The sequence below is a fragment of the Leptospira meyeri genome (assembly GCF_004368965.1).
Taxonomy (GTDB): domain Bacteria; phylum Spirochaetota; class Leptospiria; order Leptospirales; family Leptospiraceae; genus Leptospira_A; species Leptospira_A meyeri.
In genome coordinates, this window is the sequence record NZ_SORO01000001.1 from 33873 (window position 1) to 48876 (window position 15004).

The window sequence follows — 15004 nt, forward strand, 5'->3', positions numbered from 1 at the left end:
ATCAAAATATCAAAATATAATGTTTCTAAATATTGAAACACCACCTAACGATTGAAGATTGACAAAAAAACAGTAGTAATGCGATATTGTTTTATGTTTCAATTTGTTAAGCTAATTTTTGTTTTTCTTTTTGTATTTAATTGTGCCAATGTTTTTTCCCCCACTGGGATCAAAGGGGAGGAAGCTAAAAAGAAAATCGAGGAACATCGAAGTGATATGAGCCTTCTTGGAACGTTTAATTTATTATTTTTCGCGATTAGCCCTTCCTCAAGTTCTTCTACAAGTTTTACTTGTCCTACAGAAAATACGGCAACCTTGGGTTTTTCTGGTCCAACCACTACAGCAAATTTTAATTTGCCTACAACAGCGACCTACGTCGACTTGAGTGTTCCTTCTAGTGGAACCTTTTATTTTCGTTCCAACCAATCTTTAACAAATGGTACGTATACTGCCAAAATTTTAAAAACGGCAAATACTTCAGCAAATGCTAGTTGTTATTATTCAACTAGCAGTGTTTGTGGAACCACAGATCTATCGGCTGCATCCATTGGATTGTTTGTTGGGTCTTTTATGACAGTGACTCCGGGTAATTGTTTGGCGATCAAGTGTTCGAACCCAGCATATATTCGAATAAAGCCATATGCAGTCGAATCAACTTCAAGTTTCACGCTTGATTCAGTCATTTCTTTGGGAGTTACCCCGACCTTATTTGAATCCTTATCAGGAATTGAAAATGATACATATTATACTTTAGAGTCCTATGATAAGTGCAAAAATGAAATTACGAATTTTGCTTTAATTGAAATGCAATATTCTAAATATTTGTCGGAGGTGTTAAACGAAGTCAGTAATTGCAATAAACCCAATGCAGCAATCCAAGCGGCACCACTCAATCCTAGTCTCACAGCTTCCTTACAAGCAGATGCATGTAAACTGGAACCAGTCAATGTTTTTGGGTATTAGTCGATTATCGAAGAAAACATTATTTTTATTCTAAAGTCCATTTCGGAACCGGTTTTTTAGTCTCGATAATAGGTAGAAAATGTCTTGAATCTACCTCAGTTAGAGTAAGAAACTTACCAATTACAATGAAATGGATATACTTCTTCCTCGGAGATCCCAGAAAACATTCTCTCGAACATAGGTTGTTTAATACAGTTTCCTTGGTTACTGGGATTCTTAATTTGGCAGTCGCTTTGGGAGTGATTCGCTTAGAAAATTCTTTGGTTCTTGTCGCATTGAATTTTGGATCAGGGATACTGATGTTTGCTATGTATTATTTGAGCAGAGTCAAAAGTATTTATTTTTCTTTGTACTGGCCTTTTCATTTAACAATCCTCTTTTATTTATCTGCTATGTGGTTGTACAGTGGTGGGTCTTTGGGAGGAAACCACTATTTCCTAATACCTGCATTTGTGATCGCTCTTTTTCTGATTAGAAATCAGAATGTATATGTCGTTTATTCAATTTATATTTTGTTGCCAGTGACTTTGTATGTTGTTGAGTTTTTTCATAAGGAATGGGTGACAAGTTATGGAACTAATTCCGATCTGTATTTGGATGCAGGTAGTAAATTTATATTTGTGCAAATCCTTATCGGGATATTGGTTTTTATTTTGAGGAGAAACTTAAATATAGAAAGAAAAAAATCTGAAACACTACTTTTAAATATTTTACCTGAGTCCGTTGCCGTTGAATTAAAAAAAGAAGGTCGTGTGATTCCTAGGTCATATGAATTTGCTTCTGTGTTATTTTGTGATATCACAGGGTTCACAAAAAATGCAACGAAAATGAATGCAGAAGAACTCGTTGCTGAATTAGATACAATCTTTCGTGAGTTTGATCGTCTATGTAAAGAATATCGATTGGAAAAAATAAAGACCATTGGGGACAGTTATATGGCAGTAGGTGGAGTCCCAAACGTAAACAGAACCAATGTCGTTGATTCTGTGCTATGTGGTTTAGCATTTCAATCTTATATGGCTGAACAAAAAGAAGTTCATTCTTTAAGGGGGCGAGATTTTTGGGAGGTTCGTTTGGGGATCCATTTAGGGCCTCTTGTTGCCGGTGTGGTGGGTACAGAAAAATTCGTTTATGATGTTTGGGGGGATACGGTCAAAACTGCCAGTCGTTTGGAAAGTTTTGGGATGGCTTGCGAGTTAAATATTTCTTTCGAAGTGTATGAAGAGGTAAAATTATATTTTGATTGTGAACCTCATGGTTGCGTTTCTATGAAAGGGGAAACAGATATACCTTTGTATATAGTAAAAGGTTTTTTACCTGAATTTGCAGATGGACTAAGTTCGAAAGTTCCCAATGATCTTTTTAAACGCCTCTATGAATCCGGGGCTTTATTCACCCATAACGAGGAAATTGAATAAATTCACAAGTAAAGAGTGTAAATAAAAGGTTACTGGTTGTCTAGTTCCGATTTTTCGTTTAGATTTGGAAAAAAATTATGATCTAGTTTTAGGTAAAACTTTTTTTAACGTTTTACCGATTCATTCATTTTGTGAATTTGTCTCGTATGCCCAAAATCCTGATTTTGCTTGTCCATCCCACTCTTGAGAAGTCCAAAGCCAATCAACTCCTTTTGGATTCACTACCAGTATCAGAAAATATCACCTTACATGATTTATATGAAGAATATCCAAATTTTTCCATTAACGTTAAGGCGGAACAAAATCTAATAGCAAACCATCAAATTATCATTTTTCAACATCCTTTGTATTGGTACAGTTGTCCACCTTTGATGAAATTATGGATGGATCAGGTCCTTGAGGATGGTTGGGCCTACGGAACGGGTGGTTTTCATTTGTCTGGAAAAAAATGGATACAAGTCATTACCACCGGCGGGTCTAGAGATGCATATTCGAAGGTTGGATTCCACGGTTATGAAACAGAAGAATTTCTTTTACCCTTTCGCAGAACGGCTGAACTTTGTAAAATGGATTATTTATCTCCTTTTTTAGTCCAAGGAACTTTTCAACTAACTGAGTTGGATTTGCAAAAAGAATCCAACCGGTATTCCATGTTCATTAATCAATTGTTAGGTGTAGCCAATGAATGAAGTCAGTTTTTTTATCCAAGCTTTGATCTATCTGACGAGTGCGATCATTGTGGTTCCGATTGCTAACCGACTGGGTCTTGGTTCCGTACTTGGTTATTTAATTGCTGGTATTGTGATTGGTCCTTTCGTTTTCGGTTTTGTAGGGACAGAAGGTAAGGACATGTTGCACTTTGCCGAATTCGGTGTAGTGATGATGCTTTTTGCCATCGGTTTGGAATTAGAATTAGACCTTCTTTGGAAATTAAAAATTTGGTTACTTGGGCTTGGTGGATTACAAATCTTCATCACTACCGCATTAACCGCAATGTTTTGTTATGGATTCGGTTTTTTTTGGAAAGCCTCGCTTGCGCTCGGTCTTATCATGTCTTTATCTTCAACGGCCATAGTTTTGCAAACATTGAAAGAAAAAGGCCTAATGAAAACACTTTCCGGCCAAGCCGCATTTTCAGTTTTGCTCTTTCAGGATATGGCTGTCATTCCTATACTTGCCATTTTTCCTATGTTAAGTGAAACTGATGAGGTAACATCATCGCAACACCATTCCTTAATCGAACATTTACCTGGGTATGCAAAAACTTTGGTTGTACTTTCTGTAGTGATTGGAATCATTTTAGTTGGCAAATACCTGTTAAAACCTGTATTTCGAATTTTAGCAAAATCCGGAAGTCGTGAGATTTTTACCGGAGCCAGTTTACTTTTAGTAATCGCCATTTCTCTGTTAATGGGTGCGATTGGTGTGTCGGCAGCTCTTGGAACTTTCCTTGGCGGTGTAGTTCTTGCGAGTAGCGAATTTCGTCATGAGTTAGAAAGTAATATCGAACCTTTTAAGGGGCTTTTGCTTGGTTTATTTTTTCTAAGTGTGGGTGCTTCTATGGAAATTCCAGTGGTGATGGAAAGTCCTACGAAAGTTATCGGAATTGTATTTGGTATCATTTTTCTGAAAGCATTGGTTTTATTTTTCCTTGGGTTCGTTTTTCGTCTTCCTTTGGACCAAAATCTATATTTTTCTTTGGCACTTTCCCAAGTGGGTGAATTTTCTTTTGTTTTGTTTGGGTATTCGGAAGGACTTGGGATTTTAGATCAACAAACTATAGTCATATTGGTTGCTTGTGTTGCTGTGAGTATGGCACTCACTCCCGTACTTCTTTTGTTATATGAAAAAACGATATTTGGATTTTTAGAATCAAAAATTCCCAAAAAACAAACAGAACAAGACATTCATAAACAAGAAAACCCGGTCATCATCTGTGGCTTTGGTCGGTTTGGAAATATGCTTGGACGTTTCCTTCGTTCCAATGGAGTTCCCATTACCATTTTAGATTTTGATGCAGACCGGGTGGAGATGCTTGGTCGATTTGGATTTAAAGTGTATTTCGGGGATGCTACAAGGTTGGAGTTACTCGAATCGGCAGGATTAGAACATGCAAAGATTCTTGTAGCGGCTTTGGATAATCCAGAAAAACAATCGGAACTCATTCGTAATGTAAGCCAACACTATCCAAAAATCAAAATTGTGGCAAGAGCTGGAGATCGAGAAGAAGCTTATGATTTAAAGGAAATGGGAGTTTCTTATATTTATCGAGAGACAAGAGAAACCGCAGTTCAAATGGGTAAAGATGTATTAAAGTTACTTGGGACTAGGGCTCATACAGCCGAAAAAGCAAAAAATTTATTTTTGAAACACGATGATGAAACGTTCCATGAACTTTTTGAATTAAGACAGGATAGAGTCCAATACATGAGTTTAGCAAAACAAAGAAATGCGGAATTAGAGCGTTTGATGTTAGTGGACTTGGGGAAGGAAGATGAATTGGAACGGGATCCTTGGAGCGAAATGGAAAGGTAAGTTTTTTGAAGATTAAGAAAAAAGAGAAATGAAAAACTCTACTCCCGAATGATCTTCTTTTTTCTTTCGAGAATAGAGTTTTTTTGATGGTTTAACTTTTGTTGGTTTCATAGAAAAAATCATTCTAGAAGCCGCTTTGATTTGGGAGATTTGATTTTGTTTTCCTTTTGCCTTCATAATCATTAGACTTCTGAAGACAAAGGGAAGAATCAATTCTTATTTTTTAGAATCTAGAATTTGGTTCCACTCATCCAAAAATGGTTTTGCGACCGCAAGAACCGAACTTGGGTCTCCTTCTATGGTCACAGACTCCATCACATCACCTTGTTGGATTGCATTGACCACTTTTTGGTCTGTATCATCCACAACTGCGCCAAACACAGAATGTTTTCCATCCAGCCAAGGTGTCGGAACATGAGTGATAAAAAATTGGCTGCCATTTGTGCCTGGACCCGCATTGGCCATAGAAAGGATTCCTGGTTTGTTGTGTTTTAGACTAGAATCGAACTCATCTCTGAATTTATATCCCGGTCCCCCAGTTCCTGTTCCTTGGGGGCAGCCACCTTGGATCATAAAATCTGCAATGACTCGGTGGAATTTAAGTCCGTTGTAAAAATTCCTTTGGGCTAGGTTTACGAAGTTGGCTACGGTATTTGGTGTTTTGTCTGGAAACAAATCAATGCGAATTTCGCCTTTATTTGTTTTGATAATTGCTCTCAGTGTGCTCATTTCAGTATCACAATTCTTGGATTTTCCCTGGCAAGTCGAAAAAAGGTTTTATGCTTCCAGCGTTGTGGATAGAATATTCTCTCAATCGATTTTGGAAAGGAGACTTGTCATGAAGCAGGTTTTGTTGATTTTACTCATGTTGGTAACAATCCCAGTGTTTTCGGAATCTTCAAAAAAGAAAAAACCAAAATCAAAACCTGTTCCCATAGAAAATAAACTTATTGATTACGGTGAATTCAAAAGAATTGTCAATCGTTCCGAAGGCGAAAGGGAGACACACCGCCTAACAGAAGATCAATTTTTGAAACTTATGTCGGAAGATGGAGTCGTGTTACTAGATGCCCGTAGTGAAAATCGCTTTCATCTTTTGCATATCCGAGGTGCAATCAATCTTCCCTTTACCGAGTTTACAAAAGAGTCTTTGGCAGAAATTATACCAGAAAAAAAATCCAAAATCTTAATTTATTGCAATAACAACTTTGAAGGAAACCAGGAAGCCTTTGCCGCAAAAAGTCCCGCAGCTTCCTTAAACCTTTCTACATATAACTCTCTCAAGGCCTATGGATACGAGTCCATCTATGAATTAGGACCTCTTTTGGATGTAAAAAAAACTCTCCTTCCGCTTGTCAGTGATTCCCAGGCACCTTGATTTCGATTGACTAAGGATTTCCATTTATGTTCTTATAGAAATAAATTTCCATGATCCAAGGTGAACTACTTTCTGATATCATCGAAGCCGTTTCCAACACATATGGGAATGAGTTTCTTAGTCGACTCACACTCAAACTAGCTTCCACAATTGGGGCAGATTATACATTTATTGCCATCTTCGATAAGGAAAAATACGAATCAAAAACAATAACCCTTGTCGCAAAAGGTAAGATCGCAGAAAACATAGCTTATTCTTTAAAAGATACACCTTGTGCGGAAGTGTTTGATAATTCAGTGTGTTATTACCCTGCACAGGTTCAAAAAAATTTTCCTGATGACCAACTTCTGATCGAAATGAAAATTGAAGGATACATTGGTTCCCCATTGCTCAATTCCAAAAAAGAAGTGATGGGGCTCATTGTTGGATTGTTTGAAACAGAAATCCAAAACAAAGACCAAATTTTGACTTTGTTTCAAATTTTTTCCGGTAGGATTGCTGCTGAATTAGAAAGGTCAGAATATGAAAACCGTTTGGAACAGTATAACCATGAGTTAGAATCGTTGGTAGACAAAAGGACAAGTCAACTAAAACAAACATTAGATGAGTTAAAAGAAAGGCAAAACCAACTCATCGAATCGGAAAAAATGGCAAGTCTTGGACTTTTGTCGGCAGGGATTGCACATGAAATCAATAATCCGCTTAACTTTATTTTAGGTGGTTACTTTGGTGTTCGGGAGATTTTAGAAGGTTCTGGTTTAGAGTCAGAAAAAACAAAATTATACTTAGATGCCATTAAGGAAGGAGTCGATCGTACGTCTCGAATTGTCAAAGGCCTTAACCAGTTCACTCGCAGTGGGGATTCTTTTGAAGAACGTTTTGATTTAAATGAGATTTTAGAAAACTGCCTTGCAATGTTAACCCATTCCCTTCGGGATCGGATTGAGGTTCAAAAGGAATTAGTTTCGCAACCTCTTTTAGTCGAAGGAAATTCAGGAAAGATTCACCAAGTTTTTTTGAACATACTCACAAATGCCATCCAAGCTATGGAAGGAGATTTTGGGATCTTGGGAATCCAATCTTACGAAGAGGGTTCTTTTGCAATCATCGTCATTACCGATTCAGGAGTGGGTATCCGTGACGAACACTTAAACCTGATTCGAAATCCATTTTTTTCAACCAAAGAGCCAGGTAAAGGTGTCGGTCTTGGACTTTCCATTGCCTACAAAATTATCAAAGATCATAAAGGTTTGATTGAGATAGAATCTGAATGGAGAAAAGGGACAAAGTTTTTAATCAAACTTCCTAAACCAAAATGAACGATACTAAAACCAAACGTAAGTTACTCTATGTTGATGATGAAATACTCAATTTGTATTTATTTCGCGACTATTTTAAAAATGAGTTTGAGGTTATCGTTGCAAAGTCAGGGAAAGAAGCAATAGAAGAACTTAACGAAAATTTGGATGTTCAGTTTGTGATTAGTGATATGCGGATGCCAGAGATGAACGGTTTAGAGTTCATAACAAAAGCCAAAACCATTCGACCAAATATAACGTATTGTATATTAACAGGATATGATCTGACTCCGGAAATCCAATCGGCAATCATTGAAAATAAAGTGGCTCGATATTTTTCCAAACCATTTGATCCTGCGGAGATTAGTTCCTTTCTCTCAGCAGGATCTTAAAAACTTTAAACTACTTGTTTCTGAATTCTGCTTCCACAACTCCACGTTTGGAACTGTTGATGCTTAATGTTTTGCTACTTAAAAAACGGAAACTCGAATCTTTTTTATACATTAGTTCTTCAGCAAACATAGATTCTTTTCCTGGGTAAGTCAGTTCCCATTCCGATCCATTCATTTCTGTTTTACGGTCATTGATTTGTTTGACCGAAGTGTATTCCATCAAATCGTTTTTGAAATTGATGGCGTCTTCCAGTCCTAACCCTTTGAACTTTAAGATGACAGTGTTTTGTTCTGTGAGTTTGAACCATTCATCTTTGATTTGTTTTCCCACTTTTCCGGAAACAAGGTTTGCCCAATCTTTGACAGCTTGTTCTCTGGAAACTTCTTGTGTGATATCAGCACCACGCCCTTCTAAACTTCCTGATCCAAAAATTTTTCCATCACCCCATAATTGGATGATGCGATAAGGGCCAGTGGCTGCTGAACTTAAAAAATCTGTTTTTTTTCCGCCAGGCAAAACCACTGGTTTTTGGTCGGTTGTGGTAACTTTGGCAACAATCAAAACCTCTGCGCCGGAATCTTGTGCCAGTGTGAGCAAAGGACTTCCTTCTTCTACTGAAGTGAGGTCAAGTTTGGCAAGGCTTGGATTTTTTTTCAGAAGGGCAGTAAGTTGGGAACTATCCACAACTTTGTTTCCTTTGGTGCGGAGTTTTTCAATGAGTTCGGCTTCTGCGATGTTGGTGGCTGATCCAATAGGATAAGATTTACCGTTCACAACGGTTTGGACAAGAACGGCAATTCTTGGATTTCCTACATCATCGAGGAGGGCATCCACTGCCGTTGAAAGTTTTGTTGCTTCCACTTCACAACGAACATTCAAACGAATCATATCTTGGGTGTCCAGTTTCCATTGTTCTTCACTGATGATATCGTATTTTTTCACAAAGCTATCGGTTTTCCCGTAAAGTTTGGAGCCTAGGGACTGGCCGTCGGAAACTCCCGATTTTTCTGTGATTTGTTCCCCCACAAGTTTACGGATGGCATTGAGTTTGGCATCTTTCAATGCTTTGTTTCGTGCAAGAGCCAAGTCTCCTTGGTAAATTGGTGCCTCTCCCATCGCTGTTACCACATTGTCTGGCAGCGTAGGTTGTTTCTGGGCTGAATTGGATCCGGCACATGCCAAAATAGTAAGGATGAGAACTCCGGTTAAGGGAGCCAAACGAAGTCGGTTGAACATGAAGGACATTTCTCCTTGAAGATTTGCTATATTATAGAAACATATACTTACATGACCAATTACTTTTTTAGGTTTTCTCTCTGCTTTCTTGTACTCGCATGTCATGGGAACACAGTTCCCCAATTTCGGGTCCATCCGAATGATTCCAAGTTGCGGATTTCCCAGGACATTTTTTATGAAAAAATCCTTCCATCGATGGCTGGAAAAAAATTGATGCTTGCCACAAATCCGTCAGGGATCGGAACGAACCCTAAAAAGATCATCTCCTCTTTAGAAAAACATAAAATCACTCTGGAACATTTGATTGGCCTCGAACATGGATTCCTTGGTTTAGAAGAGGAGTTTAGCCAAACTCCTGTTACTATGGATTCCACTTTCAATCGACCTTTGTATCACATTTATCGAATTAAAGATTCTGAACTACGGGACCTCGTAAGGGAAGTAGATTATGTAGTCTTTGATGTACAAGATGTAGGAATGCGTTGTTATACTTATCTTAGTGTATTAAAGAGACTTATGGATGCGATGAAGAATACAAAAACAAAACTCATTGTTTTGGATCATATTCATGTAGCAATGCATCTTCCTCCTATGGGTGAAAAAATGAATCCAAGGAATTTAAATTTTGCCGGAGAATTTCCGTCGCTACTGATTACAGGGATGACGGTTGGGGAAGCCACAAGATTTTATAATAAAGAATATTTAAAAGACAGTGTGGATGTTATGGTGGTTCCCGTCGAAGGTTATAAACGTGGGATGTATTTTGAAGATACAGGAATCCCATGGACCACACCCTCACCAAACTTACCTATGGTGGACTCAGCTAGAAATTATCTTTCTTTGGTACTACTGGAGGGAGTGAATGTTTCTGTGGGACGGGGAACCCAAGCACCTTTTGTTTATTTTGGTGCACCTTGGATGACAAATTCGGAAGAACTTGCAACTAAACTGGGTAACCTCGGAAACAAATCTTATTATTTTTCTCCCGTTTATTTCAAACCCACCTTTGGCCCGCATAAGGGAAAAATTTGTTCAGGCCTTCGTATGAATTTAGTTCGTCCGGATTATGATCCCATCCAGTTGGCTTATGATCTGATTCGTTTGATGAAAGAAACTTATCCAAATGATTTTAAATGGAGTAAGGGATCTACCAACCACTGGGTAGATCAACTTTGGGGGAATGAACATTTCCGTACGTCGATTAATGAAGGAAAATCTTTTAGTGATTTTCATAAAACTTATCTATCAGAAGAAGAATCGGAACGTAAAAAAATCGCTCCTTATTTGTTGTATTGAGGTAATGATGAAACGACTTTTCCTTCTATTTTTTATTTTACTTTTTGTTTTTACTCTTTCCGCTTCCGATAGAGAATTTGTTTCTGTTCCTAAAAATAAAACAGCCAAAGTTTTGAAATCAGTTGCTTATGCCACAATTCGGTCTACTCTCCTTGTTTCTTATGGGGACGGAGAGGAAAAGGAATCGGTTTATACTTCATGTTCGGAAAATTTTCCGAGTATGCCTGGGGATTTTCCATGTAATTATTTGGATTACGAAGGTACAACATTGGAAGTAGCTCCAAGTTCCTTTGCAAACGATGGAGTAGCCACGGAAGGATCTGATCCAGAAGATATAAATCCTGGCGGTAAGATCACCATCAAACTCATCAAACAAAAATCTCCTAACTTAAATGGAAGGGTTGTTTTAGTTGGGGAAGGAGAAGACCAACTAAAAATTTTTTACGTGCCAAAAGGACAAATTTCTCATTACCTTTACCGCCAAACTCTCGTTATTTTCAAGTGGGATCTGTCTCTACCTGAGCCCAGTCTCACTGGTTTACTTTTTGTAAACGTAAACAAAGATTATTTTCCAGAAGATGTTAAGGAGTTCCATTTTTAAAATCTTATGCCAATGATCCAAGGTTATGTTCGGAAAATGTCACACAAGGGAATATCCCCTGTTTCTTATTTTTGGGAGACAGCGAACTACAATGAGGCAGATAAAAAAGATTTAACCCCCATAGAATCCACTTCCGAAAACCCTGTAGAATCTTGGATTGGAAAAAAAATCACTCTTTCCACAAATGATGAAATTCGTTGTCTCCATTGTGGGAAAAAAACGAAAAAGTCATTTAGCCAAGGTTATTGTTTCACTTGTTTTACGAATCTCGCAGAAAACGACCTTTGTATCCTGAGACCGGAAACCTGCCATTTTCACAAAGGCACTTGTCGGGAACCAGAGTGGGGAAAATCTAACTGTTTTAAAAAACATACAGTGTATTTTGCAAACTCCAGTGGATTAAAAGTGGGGATTACAAAAGAAAATCCCGTGTCCAACCGTTGGGTGGACCAGGGTGCAAAATATGGAATTCCCATTTTGGAAGTTGAATCAAGAAGGGATGCTGGAATTTTAGAACATTATTTGAGCCAGTTTTTGCCAGACAAAACCACTTGGCAGAAAATGGTGGCGGGTGATCCGCCTGACATGGATTTGGTGCGTGAGGCAAATAAGTTTCTGAATCATTTGGAAAAAAATGAATTTCTTTCTCCGCCTGATAGTAAAACCAAACTTATTTGGAATCGTTTGGATTTAAGTGTTGGTGTTACAACGATTGGTTATCCAATTGAAACATATCCTGAAAAAATCAAATCACTTAAACTCACCAAGGACACACCCATCACAGATACTCTTGTGGGGATCAAAGGGCAGTATTTGTTATTTCGATCGGGTGTGATCAACATTCGTAGTCTCAGCGGTCTTTGGATTGAAGTCTCCGCATAAAAAAATTTCCATTGGTTCCGGCCTCACAACCAACATTCTTTTTGAATGCGATGAGTTTTTGTTAGCTGAAAAACCAGCGGGAATTCCAGTTCATGAAACCAAAGACCCGAATCGGTTGGATTTTACAAGGTCACTTGCAACAAAACTTGGTCTCACTGAACTTCGTACCGCCAATCGTTTGGATTTGGGAACCAGTGGGATTGTCCTTCTGGGAAAAACTCAAAGTAAAAATAAAGAAATCGATTTTTTATTAAAAGAGGCCATAAAAGAATATATTTTTTTATGTCATGGTATTCCCGATTGGAAAGAAAAACGGTTTGAGTGTTTTTTAAAAGATGGAAATAAGGAAGTGAAAGTGGTGAGGAGTGGGGGAAAAAAAGCCATTACGGAATTTCAAATTCTTTCTGTATACCCGAAGGAAAACATTTCTTTTGGTATGGCAAAAATTTTAACTGGAAGAAGGCACCAAATTCGCGTTATGCTTAGGGAGTTAGGTTTTCCTGTTCTCGGAGATCCAGTGTATTCGTTATCGAACCAGTCAAAGAAAGAACAAAGAATGTACCTTCATTCCTTTCGATTGTGCTTTACCGACTTCCAGGGGAAAAAACAGTGGGTGGAAACAGAGATTCCTCCAGAATTTTCAAATCGAATTGGGAAATCGCTTTCTCTTTAGATACAAAATAAATGAAACACGAAGTTTTTCACCTTTTTATCCAAGAACAGAAATTATACAAAACTCTTTCTCGAATTGCTAAATACTTATCCATTGGATTTCTGATAATCTATTTGTATTTGCTATTTAGCTCTAGTTATACGGCAAGTCCACTCATTGTGGTGATTAATTATCTTGCCATCCTAACTAGTTTTTCAGGAATCATTACGTTTAAATACTTTGAAATCCCGACTTTACTTTTGGAAGTTTTTACGGAAGGTTCTTCGGCCGCATTTTTTCAACTAGGAAAAGAAGAACGTCAGTTTGTATGGAGAAAGGCAGGTAGGGAAGACATTCTTCCATCCGATCCCTCCCCAGAACTCATCATCCGGGAACTCTATTTGTTTGATCGTTATCCGTGGAAACGAATTGGTAAAATTTACACAGTGGTGTATTTAACCCTTATCCTTAGTTCTATTTTTTATCTTACTTCCGTCTATCTAGAGACAGGATTTCAAAACTAAGAAAGCAATTTTCCTTGTCTTACTGTCTCTCGGTAAAAACCTATCCCTATGGCTTTGAATTGTGGAATTGTAGGTCTCCCGAACGTCGGTAAGTCGACTATCTTTAATGCTCTCACGAAGGCAGGAGCTCAAGCTGCCAACTATCCGTTTTGTACCATCGAACCAAATACCGGAGTTGTGGAAGTACCGGATGAAAGATTGAACCGTCTGGCAGAAGTATATAAACCAAAACGTACTGTTCCCACCATGATTGAGTTTGTGGACATCGCAGGCCTTGTCAAAGGGGCAAGCCAAGGGGAAGGACTTGGAAATCAGTTTTTATCTCATATCCGCGAAGTGGATGCAATTTGTCATGTAGTCCGTGCTTTCCAAGACGAGAACATAACACATGTTCATGGGAAAGTTGATCCTATCGAGGACATTACAGTCATCAATTACGAATTAATTTTAGCTGATTTGGATAGTTTGGAAAAACAACAACAGCGAGTTGCCAAAACTGCCAAAACTGGAAACAAAGAGGCGGCAGAAATCCTTTCGGTTATGGATAAAATTTTAGATGCCTTAAAAAAAGGAAATCGTGCCTCTACTGTAGATCTGGGAGAGGAAGAAAAGAAAATTGCTAAAAAATTCAATTTAATCACAATAAAGCCAGTATTGTATGTTGCTAATATTTTAGATTCTGATGTCAAAACCAGTGAAAATCCACTTGTTAAAACCATCATCGATTTTGCGTCCAAAGAAAATGCACCTGTTGTTGTGTTATGTGGTCGTTTTGAAGAAGAAATCTCTGGACTAGAAAAAGAAGACCAACTTGCTTTTTTAGAAGAGATCGGCGAAAAAGAATCTGGTTTATCGCGAATGATCCGGGCTTCTTATAAACTTCTTGGACTTTTGACTTTTTTTACGGCAGGTGTGGAAGAGGTTCGTGCTTGGACCACCCACCAAGGGAGCACAGGACCTGTGGCTGCCAGCGTCATCCATTCCGATTTTGAAAAAGGATACATCCGGGCGGAGGTCATGCGTTATGAAGACATTGACAGAACCGGAGATGCTACCAAGGTCAAGGATGAGGGCAAACTCCGTGTAGAAGGAAAGGAATACATTGTCCAAGACGGGGATGTGATTTATTTCCGAGTGAACGCATAAAAAAAATCCCGACCTTCGTCGGGATTTTGAAGTGAACTAGTTTGGAAAAGAAAGTTGGTTCCAAAATTAGGAACCTTTTCTCAACTTATTAATGCTTTATACCATCTTGTTTATTGCATGTTCACAAAAAAAATTACGATTGTAACATAAAATGATAACGTCCAATTTCCTTGCCCGATTCAAAAATGGCGAGTTCTGGACTGGAATCTAAGGTAATCGGGGAATCAAACATAGATTGAGACCCGAGTTTCGGGAGAGTTTCTACGGGAGCTCCATCTATAAACAGTTTTGCAGAAAGTCGGTCGCAATTGATTCCTTCTACCGAAAGGAAAACTTGGTTTTTTTCGGCATTGGGCTGGAAAACAAAATCCAAATCCCTTCCTCCCACCTGCCGATGGACTCGGAAAGCCCCGCTTACATTTCCTGATCCGCGAAACGCCAACTCTGGAGTCACTAGATTTGTGTCTCCCTCGTCGCTTGTGAGCAGTTTCAATTGGTCTTTCACAAATTGAAGGTAAATTTGTATGCTGGAACCCTTATTGGGAAGAACAGTTTCCAAGATCCGATCGACCGTGGATGAGTCCGCATCTTCCCCTTGGGACATGAGGTAAAGGGCTTCTTTCAATTTGAGTCGGTTCATAAATTCATTCGGATCTTTTGGTTCCATTGTATTTATTTCCCC

At 38.3% G+C, this 15004-nt stretch carries 17 protein-coding genes; 13 read left to right on the forward strand and 4 right to left on the reverse strand.

Annotation, left to right across the window (positions count from 1 at the left end; all coding sequences use genetic code 11):
* The first annotated feature begins 93 nt into the window (after positions 1 to 93).
* From CLV96_RS00170 to CLV96_RS00185, 4 genes are all read left to right on the forward strand, one after another.
* Entirely contained in the window at positions 94 to 963 is an 870-nt protein-coding gene (locus tag CLV96_RS00170) for a hypothetical protein (protein WP_004783563.1), read from the forward strand.
* 125 nt (positions 964 to 1088) lie between these two features.
* Positions 1089 to 2381, forward strand: coding sequence for an adenylate/guanylate cyclase domain-containing protein (locus tag CLV96_RS00175; protein ID WP_004783662.1), 1293 nt, complete (start codon positions 1089 to 1091; stop codon positions 2379 to 2381).
* 146 nt (positions 2382 to 2527) lie between these two features.
* Complete coding sequence (locus CLV96_RS00180; RefSeq protein WP_004783914.1) at positions 2528 to 3070, forward strand: NAD(P)H-dependent oxidoreductase; 543 nt, start codon at positions 2528 to 2530, stop codon at positions 3068 to 3070.
* A complete protein-coding gene (locus tag CLV96_RS00185) occupies positions 3063 to 4916 on the forward strand; it encodes a monovalent cation:proton antiporter-2 (CPA2) family protein (protein ID WP_004783541.1) in 1854 nt (617 codons plus the stop codon). Before CLV96_RS00180 ends, CLV96_RS00185 begins: the two co-directional genes overlap by 8 nt.
* Before the next feature lie 12 nt (positions 4917 to 4928).
* Here the strand turns inward: CLV96_RS00185 and CLV96_RS19775 are convergent, their stop codons facing one another.
* Complete coding sequence (locus tag CLV96_RS19775; protein ID WP_004783678.1) at positions 4929 to 5093, reverse strand: hypothetical protein; 165 nt, start codon at positions 5091 to 5093, stop codon at positions 4929 to 4931.
* A gap of 39 nt (positions 5094 to 5132) precedes the next feature.
* Entirely contained in the window at positions 5133 to 5645 is a 513-nt protein-coding gene (locus CLV96_RS00190) for a peptidylprolyl isomerase (protein WP_004783976.1), read from the reverse strand.
* 109 nt (positions 5646 to 5754) lie between these two features.
* Between CLV96_RS00190 and CLV96_RS00195 the strand changes: the two genes are divergently transcribed.
* Genes CLV96_RS00195 through CLV96_RS00205 form a run of 3 tightly spaced genes read left to right on the forward strand, consistent with a single transcriptional unit; the run spans position 5755 to position 7984 of the window.
* Entirely contained in the window at positions 5755 to 6294 is a 540-nt protein-coding gene (locus CLV96_RS00195) for a rhodanese-like domain-containing protein (RefSeq protein WP_004783630.1), read from the forward strand.
* A gap of 50 nt (positions 6295 to 6344) precedes the next feature.
* Complete coding sequence (locus tag CLV96_RS00200) at positions 6345 to 7613, forward strand: sensor histidine kinase (protein WP_004783568.1); 1269 nt, start codon at positions 6345 to 6347, stop codon at positions 7611 to 7613.
* Positions 7610 to 7984, forward strand: a complete 375-nt coding sequence (locus CLV96_RS00205) for a response regulator (protein WP_004783535.1) — start codon at positions 7610 to 7612, stop codon at positions 7982 to 7984. The genes CLV96_RS00200 and CLV96_RS00205 overlap by 4 nt, the downstream gene beginning before the upstream one ends.
* Before the next feature lie 10 nt (positions 7985 to 7994).
* Here CLV96_RS00205 and CLV96_RS00210 read toward each other — a convergent pair whose 3' ends face one another.
* Positions 7995 to 9221, reverse strand: coding sequence for a lipoprotein LipL46 (locus CLV96_RS00210; RefSeq protein WP_004783918.1), 1227 nt, complete (start codon positions 9219 to 9221; stop codon positions 7995 to 7997).
* A gap of 51 nt (positions 9222 to 9272) precedes the next feature.
* On the opposite strand from CLV96_RS00210, the gene CLV96_RS00215 reads away from it, so the two are divergent.
* The 6 genes from CLV96_RS00215 to ychF are packed head-to-tail and all read left to right on the forward strand — an operon-like array spanning position 9273 to position 14322.
* A complete protein-coding gene (locus CLV96_RS00215) occupies positions 9273 to 10517 on the forward strand; it encodes an exo-beta-N-acetylmuramidase NamZ family protein (RefSeq protein WP_020777401.1) in 1245 nt (414 codons plus the stop codon).
* Between the two features lie 7 nt (positions 10518 to 10524).
* Positions 10525 to 11118, forward strand: a complete 594-nt coding sequence (locus tag CLV96_RS00220; protein WP_004783580.1) for an LIC_11883 family protein — start codon at positions 10525 to 10527, stop codon at positions 11116 to 11118.
* Positions 11119 to 11124: 6 nt separating this feature from the next.
* Entirely contained in the window at positions 11125 to 12000 is an 876-nt protein-coding gene (locus CLV96_RS00225; RefSeq protein WP_004783694.1) for a DUF2797 domain-containing protein, read from the forward strand.
* The gene (locus CLV96_RS00230; RefSeq protein ID WP_004783814.1) at positions 11984 to 12673 is read left to right on the forward strand and encodes an RluA family pseudouridine synthase; all 690 of its coding nucleotides are present in this window, start codon (positions 11984 to 11986) and stop codon (positions 12671 to 12673) included. Before CLV96_RS00225 ends, CLV96_RS00230 begins: the two co-directional genes overlap by 17 nt.
* 11 nt (positions 12674 to 12684) lie before the next feature.
* The gene (locus CLV96_RS00235; RefSeq protein ID WP_004783956.1) at positions 12685 to 13176 is read left to right on the forward strand and encodes a hypothetical protein; all 492 of its coding nucleotides are present in this window, start codon (positions 12685 to 12687) and stop codon (positions 13174 to 13176) included.
* A 48-nt stretch (positions 13177 to 13224) separates the two neighbouring features.
* Positions 13225 to 14322, forward strand: coding sequence for a redox-regulated ATPase YchF (ychF, locus tag CLV96_RS00240; RefSeq protein ID WP_004783512.1), 1098 nt, complete (start codon positions 13225 to 13227; stop codon positions 14320 to 14322).
* Positions 14323 to 14455: 133 nt separating this feature from the next.
* Here the strand turns inward: ychF and CLV96_RS00245 are convergent, their stop codons facing one another.
* Positions 14456 to 14989, reverse strand: a complete 534-nt coding sequence (locus CLV96_RS00245; RefSeq protein WP_004783831.1) for a hypothetical protein — start codon at positions 14987 to 14989, stop codon at positions 14456 to 14458.
* Between the last annotated feature and the right edge of the window lie 15 nt (positions 14990 to 15004).

Coding starts and splice junctions, on each gene's coding strand:
- CLV96_RS00170 (WP_004783563.1), top strand. CDS start 94: ATGTTTCAATTTGTTAAGCTAATTTTTGTTTTTCTTTTTGTATTTAAT.
- CLV96_RS00175 (WP_004783662.1), top strand. CDS start 1,089: ATGAAATGGATATACTTCTTCCTCGGAGATCCCAGAAAACATTCTCTC.
- CLV96_RS00180 (WP_004783914.1), top strand. CDS start 2,528: ATGCCCAAAATCCTGATTTTGCTTGTCCATCCCACTCTTGAGAAGTCC.
- CLV96_RS00185 (WP_004783541.1), top strand. CDS start 3,063: ATGAATGAAGTCAGTTTTTTTATCCAAGCTTTGATCTATCTGACGAGT.
- CLV96_RS19775 (WP_004783678.1), bottom strand. CDS start 5,093: ATGAAGGCAAAAGGAAAACAAAATCAAATCTCCCAAATCAAAGCGGCT.
- CLV96_RS00190 (WP_004783976.1), bottom strand. CDS start 5,645: ATGAGCACACTGAGAGCAATTATCAAAACAAATAAAGGCGAAATTCGC.
- CLV96_RS00195 (WP_004783630.1), top strand. CDS start 5,755: ATGAAGCAGGTTTTGTTGATTTTACTCATGTTGGTAACAATCCCAGTG.
- CLV96_RS00200 (WP_004783568.1), top strand. CDS start 6,345: ATGATCCAAGGTGAACTACTTTCTGATATCATCGAAGCCGTTTCCAAC.
- CLV96_RS00205 (WP_004783535.1), top strand. CDS start 7,610: ATGAACGATACTAAAACCAAACGTAAGTTACTCTATGTTGATGATGAA.
- CLV96_RS00210 (WP_004783918.1), bottom strand. CDS start 9,221: ATGTTCAACCGACTTCGTTTGGCTCCCTTAACCGGAGTTCTCATCCTT.
- CLV96_RS00215 (WP_020777401.1), top strand. CDS start 9,273: ATGACCAATTACTTTTTTAGGTTTTCTCTCTGCTTTCTTGTACTCGCA.
- CLV96_RS00220 (WP_004783580.1), top strand. CDS start 10,525: ATGAAACGACTTTTCCTTCTATTTTTTATTTTACTTTTTGTTTTTACT.
- CLV96_RS00225 (WP_004783694.1), top strand. CDS start 11,125: ATGCCAATGATCCAAGGTTATGTTCGGAAAATGTCACACAAGGGAATA.
- CLV96_RS00235 (WP_004783956.1), top strand. CDS start 12,685: ATGAAACACGAAGTTTTTCACCTTTTTATCCAAGAACAGAAATTATAC.
- ychF (WP_004783512.1), top strand. CDS start 13,225: ATGGCTTTGAATTGTGGAATTGTAGGTCTCCCGAACGTCGGTAAGTCG.
- CLV96_RS00245 (WP_004783831.1), bottom strand. CDS start 14,989: ATGGAACCAAAAGATCCGAATGAATTTATGAACCGACTCAAATTGAAA.